Source organism: Candidatus Omnitrophota bacterium (assembly GCA_021735655.1).
In the GTDB taxonomy this organism is placed as follows: domain Bacteria; phylum Omnitrophota; class Gorgyraeia; order Duberdicusellales; family 4484-171; genus JAHKAJ01.
Genome location: JAIPGM010000009.1, coordinates 13,102 through 25,985 on the forward strand (window position 1 = coordinate 13,102; position 12,884 = coordinate 25,985).

A 12,884-nucleotide genomic window follows, 5' to 3' on the forward strand; every position below is an offset into this window, starting at 1 on the left:
TTACTCCTCCTTTTTACCTTTACATTTATCACATAACCCATAAAATTGGATAACGTGATCGTCGATTTTAAAGTTATATTTTTTAGACAATCCTTTTTCTGTCTTCTGTAATAGTTCAATTTCATCTTTAATAAAATCAGTATAGTCAATAACCCTTCCACAATTCCTACATACTAAATGATGATGATGATGCCGTTGGCCTTTGGGGCCCTGGTTTAACTCATAGCGTGCTCTTCTATCTCCAAAATCTGATCTAATTACCAAGCCCATTTGAACAAGCAATTCAAGCGTACGATACACAGTAGTTAAGCCAACATTGGGATAATCCTTATGAACCTTTATATATACATCCTCAGCACTAACATGTACAGAGGTTGCACCTAAAACGTCCAAAATTGCCCTTCTCGGAACAGTAAACCTATAACCACATCCTTTGAATTTGCCTTGCCACCAGCTAGGCCCTCTTTTGCATCTACCTTGCACTACTCCTCCTTATTGATAATGGTTTCCATTTCTAATATAACATTCATCTCAAAGCTTGTCAAGGTGGTTTTTCAAAAAAATACTGTCTCAGGAAATCTAAATATACAAGAATAGTAAACTTTAGGGAAAGGTTTAGTAAAATAGCGGCTTGAAACCGCCCAAAGCGGCGAAGCCCAAGAACAAGGACAACTTTCGAGTGCCTGCCGGCAGCCAGGGATCGGATATTCTTAAGCACCTAAGTTTGGAAAAAGATTCGGCTCTTGCCCCGAGATCAACTTCTGATTATCCGAAACATAAAATGCAAACTATTGCATTTGTTTTACAGATGCAATAAGGGCTAAAACACCTTTGCCAATTAGCCATGCAATAGCGATAACTATAACCGCAATGATAAATGGTTTTAGAGATCCGGTGCTTGGTTGCAATGAATCTTTCTTGTCTGCCATGTCTTTACCCCCTTCACTTTATTACAGCTTATCGACTATCTGATACAAAACCCCTCCGGCAATATCAGGCTTTGGAAAAACATATTTGCGCGCGGAAATTGTTATCTCAGTCTTGTTATCCGACTCCCTCCTGAGTTGAATCGCCACCATCGCACCCTGTATATTCGCTTTAATGGCTCCGTTTGCCGCATCCTCTTTGGTTAATTTTCCAATCCGTTTTACTACCTCAAGGCTTACTTCATACACATGTTGAAAGCTGGCATCCGTGGTTTGCTGCACACTATCCTTACCTAAAAATGTTGCCGCGATACCAACCGGCAAGGCCGCCACTCCAGACAACATAACAAGGCCGTATATCTTAGCGGCTTTTATCCCCGCAGCCTTTACCGGTTCCACAAGGATCAAGACAGCCAGTTGTTGCGCACTAGTAATACCTTTATAGCTTTTATGAATATTAACGTCCTGCACTCGCACAGCCGGCTCCGTGCCTACTGAATAATCTTTATAAACTATTTTTCCAATGCCTAGAGTCAAGAGATCGATTCGCATCGGCATAGGCTTAGACGGCTTTGGCGCCTGCACCACCTTTAACGAATCTACATTGAGCTCTCCTTCTTTGTTCTTCATGAGCCCCATCTCATCTAACTCAACCTCCACAAGTACCAAGTGTAATTTTTGTTTAAAAAGGGCAGCGCGGTCATAGATAACGTTTATTTTCGAGCAAGAGACAAGTATGCCCTTAGGAAACCCACTTGGATTGTATATTTTGAGCCCGGATATACGTATAGATGATTTTAAAATACTAAATGAAAAACCATCCATATGGACCGGCACTCCGGTAATGCGAGAGGCGGCAGTTGTCACCACAGATTTAATTATCGGATTTTTAAAAACTATGATAGATACTAAAAGAACTACTATTACTCCTAGCACTATAAGAAATTTCTTCATAAGCACCCCCCTATCCCGCTGATTCTATTTTCAATAGAGTCTTTCTTACTTTCGAGCTAAACCAAAAGCCCCGCCTATGCCGGCGACAAATCCGCCAATCAAAAGCCAGAGCGCCCTGTCTGTAGACGTGTCCGCGAAAAAGCGCGCTACATCGGCACTAGCCGAGAGATAGACTTTATTTCATGCTTAAAACAATATGATTATTTTTTATTTCTGGCAAAATCTCGGCAAAACGCATCATCATCTCATCAGTAGACTTTAATCTAGAAACTTTCACCTTATTTTGGTTTAGCTTAACCATACAACCGGTTTCTTCTTCAATGATCTTCTCAATAGCTGCATAAGTGTAATATTTGGGATCAAATTGTACCTGTTTTAAATTTTTTATATCCAAAGAACTTCTATGAGTTCCAGGAAGGTAAATTGTTCCATTGTTGAAATCAACCGCGTAAGCAATGACACCAGGAATTATAAAAAGCAATAAGCAAAGCCCATCCATAACTGCAACTCCCGCATCAATCCTCCCAGCCTTCTGTCCTTTGCGTTCAGGATACATAATAGTCCCACATCCTGACAACTGAACAATTAAAATAGCGTAAAACAAAACATGTAACATTTTTGATAACTTCTTAACCATAAATCCTCCTTTACTTTTTTAACTCAACCCTGCTTTTCCTCAATAATCATTTTATGCATGCCTTACAACAAGACGTGTCAAGCCAACTAAGATCACAGCGCCACCAAGTGCCACTAAAAAGGCACCAATTGAACTACTACCGGTAGATAACCCGATTTCTCTGGCTATCCATCCGCCAAGCATAGCCCCAAAAATCCCAATCACAATATCTCCGATAATTCCAAAACCCCGACCGCTGACAATCAACCCTGCCAACCATCCAATCGCTCCACCGATAACGAGAAACCATACCCACTGTCCTATTGTGTTATGCTCCATACCTCTTACCTCCTTTTTTTACGGTCTATTGAAAAAGGCCGCATTGTCGTCAATAAACTACAAGTCACATCCACGGATTTTTTAAACGAACGAAATTCCTTTTCTCTTTTTTATATCACACCTATTCCGTGGAGCTTTCTCACCCCCTAATAATTCCTTTAAAAAATTCTTAAGGAAATCAGTTGTCGGTGACAGCAAACATTCAATGCGTTCGTTTTAAAATAGAGTCGCATAATTCGAATAATTTTTCTTTAATTAAAATTTTGTATTATTGAAGCATCGCTCCAGTTATAATTTGTCTCTAAAAGCAAGATAGTCTGAATCAAAGCTAGATGCGAATACCCCTGAGGAAAGTTACCGGTCAAACGGCCGGAACTTATTTCCACATCCTCAGAGAAAAGACTAAATTTATTCAGACAGCGTAAAATATTTTTCAGCATTTCCCGACTGGTTTTTTCTTCTCCGATCAAATATAAAGAATTTATCATCCAAAAGGTGCAAACGATAAAGGCGTTTTCCGGCTGACCGAATTCATCCTCTGAAATGTAACGAAAAGTAAAACCGGACTTGGTTAGTTCTTGATATGTTTTTTCCACAGTCTTAATCATTTTCGGATCGCTCTTTTCCAGAAAGCCGTAATGTAGCATCAAAAGATTAGCGGCATCTAACTCCTGAGCACCATAACACATCACAAATGACTCGCGAGCCTCATCCCAACCGTTTTCTAGTATATCTTGCTTGATCTCCGAAGCTACTTTTAACCATTTTTCGGCATTACTAGGCCTTCCAATAAAACTAGCAATCTTTGCAGCCCTATCCATAGCTACCCAACTCATAACCTTCGAATGAACATAATGCCTTAATTCCCCCCTACGCTCCCATATTCCATTGTCCGGCTCTCGCCATTTTTTCAACACATTATTTGCTAAATCCCTAACTACTGTCCAAATTTCTTCATCTATCGTAGCCTTTCCTCTGCGATTGGTTATAAGGTACGTATAGATAGCCTCAATGAGCTGGCCATAGATATCATTTTGCACCTGTCTATAGGCATCGTTACCGATTCGTACAGGCTTAGAACCCTCATAGCCGGCCAGATGATCTAATATTTTCTCGGTCAATAGCCTTTCGCCATTTATTCCGTACATAACCGATATATTCTCGTGTTTCAGTAACCTTCGGTTTAATACAAAATTCATATAGCGCTGCGCCGAACGCATATGCCCGATTCTAGTATATAAATCTACAATCATTGAGGCATCCCTTATCCAACAATATCGATAGTCCCAGTTCCGATCCTTGCCAATTATCTCCGGCAGCGATGTTGTCGGCGCTGCAATAACAGCCCCCGAACGCTGATAGGTAAGAAGCTTGAGGGTGATAGCTGAACGGATAAGTAAATCTTTATACTTTGAGGGAACTTTTGTTCGATATACCCAATCCAGCCAGTAAGTCTTTGTCTTCTCGTATTCAATATATATCTTATCCGTATCGATGTCTTGTAGCTTTTCGTGATAAGAAAAAAGCAAAAAAGAAGTGCCCTTCAATTCCATGGGCTCTGAGCTCATTATTTTATTATAGTCTAAATTACTATATAAATAAAAACTTGCGTATTCACCTTTCTTGGAGGTAATCTTTAAATGATTATTTTCTAAGACAATCTCGCAATCACTAATGGCATAATTCGGCTTTGGTTTCAACTCAACGATAATTTTTGGATTACCAGAAATAAGCAAAATATCCCGGTGAATCTCCGGTGGACAGTAATACTCGTCTCTTAAAGTAAAAAAACGAGGCATATAATCCCTTAATTCAAAAACCCCATCTTCTGTAGTAAAAATGGTCCGAAGGATCGGCGTGTGAACAACATAATGTTGTTCTACTTTTATTATATTCGCAGCGGATATCTTGAAATATCCTCCTTTATCTTGGTCTAGGATTTTAGCAAATACCGATGGCGAATCAAAAAAAGGAAAACACAGCCAATCTATACTGCAATCACTAGAAATCAAAGCCGAGCTTGTGCAATTTCCGATAATCGCATAATCGTAGTTTTTCATTACCTCACCTTTTTAAATATCATAAAAAAAATAGACTACCTTGGAATCAATAAAGATTCATCAAGTTTTATAATTAATTCAGTACCTACAGGAAGCTTTATCTCTTTTCGACCTGACAATAAAGCAGCGCTTGCACTCGAAACAACACCAATAGCAAGCCCTTTTTCAGCACCATTCTTACCAAGAACTTCTTTTCCGACTAAACTCCCCATAACTCCGCTAGCGCCAATTATGGCTAAATCTTGCGCGGCTTTACCGGGTATTTTAATAACTTTTACGCCTTCATCAGTATCAAGGCTGGCTACAACAGGAATAATTACTCCGGAAAATAAGACTACCTGATCAAGCAATAAAAGCAAGCTTGCTTTATCGCCTAATTTTTCAAATTTTGTGGCGCTTTTGACCAAGCCTCTGATTTGTACGCCTTTAGCCAATACAACCCTATCCTTATAATTAAGATCTTCTTTTAATTTAGTAATGAAGATATCGCCGCGTTTATTGCTATTAGAACTGAGAGGTGCCCCTAAAACAACGGTGAGGTTAACTCCTTTCTGAATCTGATATCCTTCTTGGGTTTCTTGTACCTTTTCAACTAATGGCTCACATCCTAACAAAGATAAAACCAAAACTATAGACATTAATCTAGCTAAACTTTTCATTCTTTATCGCCTCCTCCGGTAACTTTTCCTATAAACTTAACTCCTCTGCTAATAAAAGAATAAGGATAAGATGCTATTTGGAATAATCCTGCCCCTGAAGAAAGACTTCTTATCGGCCTTTTAATAGCATCGATAAATTCGGCCCGAACCGCTTCATCATCTATAACACCTTCTTCCTTAACCATTGTCAACCGATGAAGGGAATACAGGCCGACAAGAAAAGCCAAAGCAAAAAAGAAATCCCAATGCTGAAAATTAAGTGCCTGGAAAATCAACTCTCTGCCAGGAGAAGACCACTTAAAAACTAAAGATAAATTACGGGCAGCAAAGAAATCAGCAAACTTACCTCCCAAAATAGGCGCTATGCCGGCAGCAAAGGAATTAACCAAAGTATTGGTAGCTAAATAGGCAGTTGCCTGACCTTTCGGGGCAAGCTTTAATCCGATATTACCGGAAGCTATGGCTATGCCGGCGGTAGCAATGCCCATTACTATATGGATGACTACTAAAATTGGCAAAGTTAAAAAGTATTTCTCCGGCATAGTGGTAAATGTCCAAGCAAGAATGCTAAACATAAATAAAGGGCCGCTTACCGCTAAAACTGACTTATTGCTAAACCGATCAGCCCACTTACCCCATAAAGAAAGAAAAGTAAAGTTAAATACCTGACTGACTATACTTAAAAACACTATCATCGACATACCTAAACCCAGCTTAGTCAACATATATACGGTAAAAAAAGGTGCCGCCAGGTTAACCGCAAAACTCCAAGAACCTAAAAAAAACATTAAACGCCTAAAATTTATATCCTTAAACGGCTGAGTGAGAAGTTTTAAAAAATCTGCCTTTTCCGACTGCATGGCCGGTTCAGGCGTCCGGGATAAAAAGATAACACCAACTATCCCGATAAGGAAAGCAACCGCAAAAAGTCCGGAATAAGCATATATTTCAACATCAGGGAAACTCCTTTTCCAAAAATCAAGAAACATACTTGCCAAAATGCTGACAAAAACTCCTAAAAATGTTGCAACCCTTAATCTCTCGGAAAAAAATGTTCCCATCTGATTTTCAGGAACTAAATCCCGCATCCAAGAATTCCAGGCACAACCGCCGATGCCTCCGAAACCGGAAGAAAACAAAACCGCGACAATAAGAACTGCCAGCCCTACTGAGGGTACAAACAAAAACGGACTCAAAGCAATCAATAAAAAACCAAACCGACCGATTAAGGCCGAATAAATCGCAACCGTTTTTCGGCTACGGATTTTTTCAATCAAAAAAATTGCCGGAATCTGAACAAACTGCATCAAGGCCGGAATTGCGGCAATAAGCCCAATTTGAAAATTTGAAGCTCCCAACTTTACGGCAATAGCAACCAGGAAAACACCACCAGTCAAAACCCCCATCAAATGGCTCATTACACCATCGGCAACAACTGATCTTAGCCCGATTTTAAGCTCTTTTTCGCTAATTTGCTCTTGAGTTTTAAATCTCATATTTTATTTACATTACTATATAATTTATCTTTAATATTCTCCAGCTTACCAAAACAAATAAGTCTATCACCAAGAATTACTTTTGTACTTGCCGAAGGATTAGGAATTACCTCGTCACCTCTCTCAATAGCCAAAATATTTATACCTTCTTTACGCAAAGCTGTATCAAGCAGTGATTTATCTAATATCGAGCTGTCCTTATAAACTTCTATACTCGATACACCGTAGCCTCCGGTAGCAACTAGAAGTTCTTCAAAAGATACTGCTTTTATTATATCTCTTTTAACAATCCTGGCCCGTAAGGCCTTAGTAATCCTTTGGGTAAGCCTAGAGTGAGTAAATATACGATAGGTAAAATAAATCCCTAAGCAGACAATAACTAAATTAATCCAAGGCAGAAGGCGATAAGGAATAATTAAATCTAAAAAAGGTATTTTAAATTGTGGTAATAACATATTCGGCCGTAAAGTATTGGCAAAGGTAGCAATCATAGTAACCAGCCCGGCATTACCTAATATAATCAAAGCCGAAGCTATGCGCCGCCGCTGGGGGTTACCCACCACTAGCTCCGACTCTTTAGTAGTAAACCCAGTTCCCGAAAAACAAGATAATGCCTGAAACTTAGCCAACGACCATTCAAGACCGGTAAGCTGAAAAGCAATAGCCCCTATCCTGACTGCTACAAAAGATGCAACCACAACTACCAAAAATAACATTAAGTTCATGTTATCCTCCTGATTAAATCCACTTCTTGCGCCGAAAATAAATAAGCATAGTTAAGGCAATTAAAATCATAATTCCCCAAGCACCAAAATAGCCGAATTTCCAGCTAAGCTCAGGCATATTCCAAGGTGATATCTTAGGATCAAAATTCATGCCGTAAATACCAGCCACGAAAGTGATCGGGATAAAAATGGTAGCAATTATAGTCAAAACCTTCATAACCTCATTCATCTTATTACTTACGCCAGACATATATATATCAAGCATCCCGGAAACCATATCCCGATAAGTCTCGACGGTATCGATAACTTGAATGGTATGATCATAGAGATCACGCAAAAATATACGGGTCGGTTTTGCTATCAGCTTTGATTCGCTACGTTCCAAAGCATTAACTACCTCACGCAAAGGCCAGACTGATTTGCGCAAGAAAATAATGTCCTGTTTTGAGCGATGAATCATTTGCAAAGTCTTAGGTACAGGATTAGCGATAATTTTCTCTTCCATCTCCTCTATTTTTTCACCAATCTTCTCCAATATCGAAAAATAATTATCTACCACTGAATCTAGAAGGCTATAGGCAAGGTAATCAGCGCCCATTTTTCTAATTCTACCCTTGGCCTTACGAATCCGCTCGCGGATCGGGTTAAATACGTCACCTTCTTTTTCCTGCAGAGAAATAACAAAGTTATTCCCAAAAATTAAACTAACCTGTTCCGAAACAACTTCTTTGCTCTTCTCCTTAAACATAAACATCTTTAAAACCACAAAAATATACTTATCAAAATCTTCATACTTAGGCCTCTGGCCAGTGTTAACAATATCCTCCATAGTCAAGGGGTGCATTTCAAACCGCTCCCCTAACTTAGTAATTATTTCTGTATCGTGCAAACCGTCGATATTCACCCAGGTAACCGTGGGGGTATCTTTGAAAGGAAAAACTTCTTCAATGCTCTTAACTTCTTTTTCTTGAAAGTTCACCGAATCATAATCAATTACCGATATCTTCACTTTATCAATTTTTCTTTCCCCCACGTGAACTAAATCACCGGGAATATGTCCGGCAGTTTTAGATAATTTTTTTAGTAATTTAGCCATAAGTCCCTCCCAAAAATTTAATCTTCAGTTACGCCTTATTCCGACCATAATAAACAAATCACCCCTGTGATCACAGCAAGGACACATTCGGCCTAAACCTTTTAATCTTAGTTTTTGGCCATTCTTCGTACCTGGATTTATCTTTAAAGTAATCGCTCTACCATCAGTCATTTTAAACTTTACTTCACCACCGCGATTAGCGATATTTACCGGAACATTTAAATTAGCGAGGGTGTCGGTATCAACCTTCTGAAAAGAACCGGCATTATTAAAGTCATACGTTGTATATTTACCACCAGCATGACTGCCGGCTGAATGCACATCTTTAAAAATATCAGCTAAATCATCAAAAAAGAAATACTGACTGCTACTTCTTCCTGGCCTTGATTTCTTAGCGCCGATATCCTGGAAATGTTTCATTAAATCATCAAAATCAAATCCAGTCTGAGAAGCAAAATCCCCGGAGCCAGGGCCGCTCCTGAACGTATAGGTCCCTTTTTTATAATCATCATATTCTTTGCGTTTTTTAAGGTCTCCGAGAACATAATAAGCGGCAGCGACATCCTTAAACTTTTCTTCGCATTCTTTCTTCTTCTCTTCCGGGCAACGGTCAGGATGATACTTAAAAGCAAGCTTTCGGTATGCCGATTTTATCTCTCCCTGGCTGGCCCGCCGATTAACTCCCAAAATTGTGTAGTAATCTTTGGTATTCATTAGCTATATTCTAAGTTTTCCGATTGGAAGATCTTCTTCCGATAAAGAAACCCAGGGAAAAACCGATGACTATGACTAGCGGCAACAAGATAATCCGTGACATGCTTAATTTCCAGAATAAAAATCTCAAAGTAACTACTTGCGTATTCTGCAGTAAAATAATTAATAATAAACACCCTAGCACTAATAGTATTATCCTCTTTAGTTTCATTATTGCTACCTCCTTAATAATGGCGATTTTATGTCTGTCTCAAAAATAGCTGAAATGACCTAGGTGGTAAATTAAATGAATAGTTATCAGTTACTATATTGAACTTTTTCTTGTTATTGTCAATGTTTATGAATTTTCCCTGTATTGTCCTGGAATCAACCTCAACCTGGATTGATTCGGTACACTTATTAAATACCGCGATACCGTCACCTTCCCGGCTAAATATAAGATGGCATTTTCCGGCTGAAACAATCTGCATAGTCTTCCCCGATAGAAGATTGTGAAATTTTATCATCTTTAGTAAATCCTTGCTCTTGTAAGCATCTTTCCACTGATCAGAATGCATTCCACCTTCTTTTCCTTTATCAGAATAAACTAACGGGACTCCGCCATCTCTGCCAATAATATAAGCATAAGCAATCTTTTCATCTATTCTATTTGGATCGTTAGAATCAAAGATAAGTTGTCTCATCTCCTGATTATTAGGGATATCATGAGTTATGGCAAAAGTGAGACTTCGGAAACGGTCCAGCTGATCCGGTTCTTTTAAAGCTTCCAGACTACCCTCAATACTTAAGGCCTTACGCATTGAATAGAAAAGATTAAAATCATAGACTGAAAAGTCAACTCTCTTTAAAAAATCTTTTAAGAAAATTCTATGTAACTCAGGAATTATCTCAGCAAAAATATATAAACCTCGGGTTATCTCCTCGGTAAAAACTTTTTTAATATGTTCTATCGACATATGCTTAGCCGCATCAATCCGAAACCCGTCAGCACCTATTTTTTTTAAAGCCCTAAGGTATTCTTTTTGGGCAGAAATCACCCTTTGACTGTCAGGATCTAAATCCGACAGGCCGGTATCAGTCTTGTGGCTAAAATCCTCAGCTGAAAAGATATCCTTTGATAAATCACCATATAGACGATTTCTAGCAAAAACTGGATCTTGCTGATACTGGTCTAGAATATCTTTACCAGGAAAATCCAAATTATCATCTCTACGATGAGCCATGTGGTTAAAGACTACGTCGATATAGATTTTTAAATTATTTTTTTTTAAAGTTTGAATCAAAGAGGTTAATTCTTGCAGATTGCCCAAAGGCGAGAATATAACTCGGTAATCTAAAGGTTGATAGCGATAAAACCACTCTTTACCCTGACTAAAGGTAGGCGGCGAAATAAGTATGGCGGAATAACCAAAGCTGCTGATCTCTTTTGCTTGTTTCTCTATTTCCTTAAATTTCCAGTTAAAAGCATGTAAAATGACATTACCCATTCAACCTCAATCAGAAATATAGCTAACATACCACTTATGATTCTTCTCTAATTTTCTTTTCTCAACCTCTCAATAAGCCTTTTAGTTGAAAAACGAACCTCTCTATTAGAGCATTATTTCCGTATTTATCTATCGGTATTGCTATTTTCTTTTTAAAAACGAACTATTATGTTTTCGTAAAAATCTTCTATGCGGATTGCCTAGAGGGAACAGATTATTTTCAGTTACAAACTGCATATCTTCTATGGTATAAAAAGCATTAGGATTGAATTTCTTTATTATTTGTATAACCCTTTTTAAATTCTTGCGTTTAACCACACTAAAAATAACTTTAACCGGTCCATCTTTACCTTGAGCATTAATACTGGTGACGCCATAACCCTGCTTACTCATAAACTGCACTAAATCTACGGCATCTTTCTTAGTTACTATTTGAATCATAAGATTACCCATTAGAATTCGTCTTTCTATAGAAATGCCCACAAAGTTTCCCATACCAAACCCAGCGGCATAAGCGATGTAATGGCTTACACTGCTTAGATTCTTCATTATCTGAGTAATAGCTATAAGCCAAATTAAAACTTCAAAAAAACCCAATACGGCTGACAAGAATCTTATCCCCCGGGAAACAAATATAATCCTGATAGTGCCGATAGTAACATCGATAATGCGGGCTAGAAAAATCAAAAACGGAATTAAGATATAATTTATTTCCATAACTTTCTCGATTTAGCGAAAAATCTTTAATATTTTATTACGCCAGTTATTATAAAAATAATGTGCTTTGGGCCCAGCCTGCTTTAGCAATTCCGGAGAACTACCTAGCCCCCTTATTTCAATCATTGCATCCTTAAGAAAAATTGAATATCTTTTGCTGATTTTTTTATTATTAATAAACCGCTGGGCAGCATCAACGATGTTATTAGCAGTAAACTGAGCGATCTGATCGGGTACACCACTAGGAGTTTCAGATTGAGAAGTCATATCGCATTGGTCGTTAACGTAATCTATGACTAAAAAACGCTTTTTTCCCTGTTTTTCATCAATAGCTATTTCACTTGAAAACCAAGCCATCCGGGTTATCGAAGCAATTTTAGAAACTATCTTGGCTAAGGGGAAAAGACTATGCTTATTAAATTCTTCATAACCTATATGTTCATAACGATTAGCCTGATCATCCCACCAGCAAGGTATTATAGTATCAAATACATTAAACCCTCGAAACCAAGCACGTTTTCCTTCTATTTGGATAGGAACAATCTTCTCCTGTAGTAAAAAATTATCGCCTCGGTCAAACTTCCGAGCTTGAGCAATTTCTCGAATTGTGCCCCGAGCATCACGAATAACACCTAATTGACCATAGCCAAGCGCCGGCTTTATTACAAAAGGAACCCCTAGTTTCTTCTTCTCCTCATCGGGAAGCCTAAAAGTAGTCGGTTCCCAGTTACGAACAACAACTGTATAGGGAGCCATAATCCCGGCATTGATTAACTCATAGTGCATTGCTGATTTATCAATTGCACTCTGGGCCCGATCAGGATCATTAATAACCACCCCACCGCTATCTTTTACATCATAGCAAATACGAGTGTAGATATCGCCTTTTTTATTATAGGTAGCCTCGGTGTCCAGTAAAGCCTTGATTACAAGCTTTCTTTGATCAAGATCCCGAGCCACTTGCCTTACATTATCTTTAGATATCCAAAGGAAAGAAAGTTTTCTTTGCTTGCAAGCGGCCTGGAGTAAAACAACAAACCTCTCCTTGATATTACCACTCCAAGTCAAACCAAAATCGTATCTTTTCATTATCTT

15 protein-coding genes and 1 pseudogene are annotated in these 12,884 nt (G+C 38.5%); all 16 read right to left on the bottom strand.

Going from position 1 to position 12,884, the window contains the following annotated elements:
* Positions 1–483: a transcriptional repressor gene (locus tag K9L86_06950; GenBank protein ID MCF7908587.1), complete on the bottom strand. Its 483-nt coding sequence runs from the start codon at positions 481–483 to the stop codon at positions 1–3.
* A 305-nt stretch (positions 484–788) separates the two neighbouring features.
* Positions 789–929 carry a hypothetical protein gene (locus K9L86_06955; GenBank protein ID MCF7908588.1) on the bottom strand — a complete coding sequence of 47 codons (141 nt, stop codon included), beginning with the start codon at positions 927–929 and terminating at the stop codon, positions 789–791.
* Between the two features lie 21 nt (positions 930–950).
* A complete protein-coding gene (locus tag K9L86_06960; protein MCF7908589.1) occupies positions 951–1,880 on the bottom strand; it encodes a DUF3568 domain-containing protein in 930 nt (309 codons plus the stop codon).
* Positions 1,881–1,925: 45 nt separating this feature from the next.
* Positions 1,926–2,051 (bottom strand): annotated as a pseudogene (locus tag K9L86_06965) (DUF3185 family protein).
* 4 nt (positions 2,052–2,055) lie between these two features.
* Positions 2,056–2,517, bottom strand: coding sequence for a hypothetical protein (locus K9L86_06970; protein MCF7908590.1), 462 nt, complete (start codon positions 2,515–2,517; stop codon positions 2,056–2,058).
* A 51-nt stretch (positions 2,518–2,568) separates the two neighbouring features.
* On the bottom strand, positions 2,569–2,835 hold the full coding sequence (locus K9L86_06975; GenBank protein MCF7908591.1) for a GlsB/YeaQ/YmgE family stress response membrane protein: 267 nt from the start codon (positions 2,833–2,835) through the stop codon (positions 2,569–2,571).
* A 251-nt stretch (positions 2,836–3,086) separates the two neighbouring features.
* Positions 3,087–4,895, bottom strand: a complete 1,809-nt coding sequence (locus tag K9L86_06980) for a glycoside hydrolase family 15 protein (GenBank protein ID MCF7908592.1) — start codon at positions 4,893–4,895, stop codon at positions 3,087–3,089.
* Positions 4,896–4,930: 35 nt separating this feature from the next.
* On the bottom strand, positions 4,931–5,554 hold the full coding sequence (locus tag K9L86_06985; protein ID MCF7908593.1) for a hypothetical protein: 624 nt from the start codon (positions 5,552–5,554) through the stop codon (positions 4,931–4,933).
* Positions 5,551–7,050, bottom strand: a complete 1,500-nt coding sequence (locus K9L86_06990) for an MFS transporter (GenBank protein ID MCF7908594.1) — start codon at positions 7,048–7,050, stop codon at positions 5,551–5,553. The genes K9L86_06985 and K9L86_06990 overlap by 4 nt, the downstream gene beginning before the upstream one ends.
* The gene (locus K9L86_06995) at positions 7,047–7,775 is read right to left on the bottom strand and encodes a hypothetical protein (protein MCF7908595.1); all 729 of its coding nucleotides are present in this window, start codon (positions 7,773–7,775) and stop codon (positions 7,047–7,049) included. The genes K9L86_06990 and K9L86_06995 overlap by 4 nt, the downstream gene beginning before the upstream one ends.
* Positions 7,776–7,788: 13 nt before the next feature.
* A complete protein-coding gene (corA, locus tag K9L86_07000; GenBank protein ID MCF7908596.1) occupies positions 7,789–8,871 on the bottom strand; it encodes a magnesium/cobalt transporter CorA in 1,083 nt (360 codons plus the stop codon).
* A 24-nt stretch (positions 8,872–8,895) separates the two neighbouring features.
* The gene (locus K9L86_07005) at positions 8,896–9,585 is read right to left on the bottom strand and encodes a DnaJ domain-containing protein (GenBank protein ID MCF7908597.1); all 690 of its coding nucleotides are present in this window, start codon (positions 9,583–9,585) and stop codon (positions 8,896–8,898) included.
* Positions 9,586–9,595: 10 nt separating this feature from the next.
* Entirely contained in the window at positions 9,596–9,796 is a 201-nt protein-coding gene (locus K9L86_07010) for a LapA family protein (GenBank protein ID MCF7908598.1), read from the bottom strand.
* A 28-nt stretch (positions 9,797–9,824) separates the two neighbouring features.
* A complete protein-coding gene (locus K9L86_07015) occupies positions 9,825–11,072 on the bottom strand; it encodes an alpha-amylase (GenBank protein ID MCF7908599.1) in 1,248 nt (415 codons plus the stop codon).
* A gap of 141 nt (positions 11,073–11,213) precedes the next feature.
* Complete coding sequence (locus K9L86_07020) at positions 11,214–11,789, bottom strand: DUF2179 domain-containing protein (protein ID MCF7908600.1); 576 nt, start codon at positions 11,787–11,789, stop codon at positions 11,214–11,216.
* A gap of 12 nt (positions 11,790–11,801) precedes the next feature.
* Complete coding sequence (locus tag K9L86_07025) at positions 11,802–12,878, bottom strand: hypothetical protein (protein ID MCF7908601.1); 1,077 nt, start codon at positions 12,876–12,878, stop codon at positions 11,802–11,804.
* Positions 12,879–12,884: the final 6 nt, after the last annotated feature.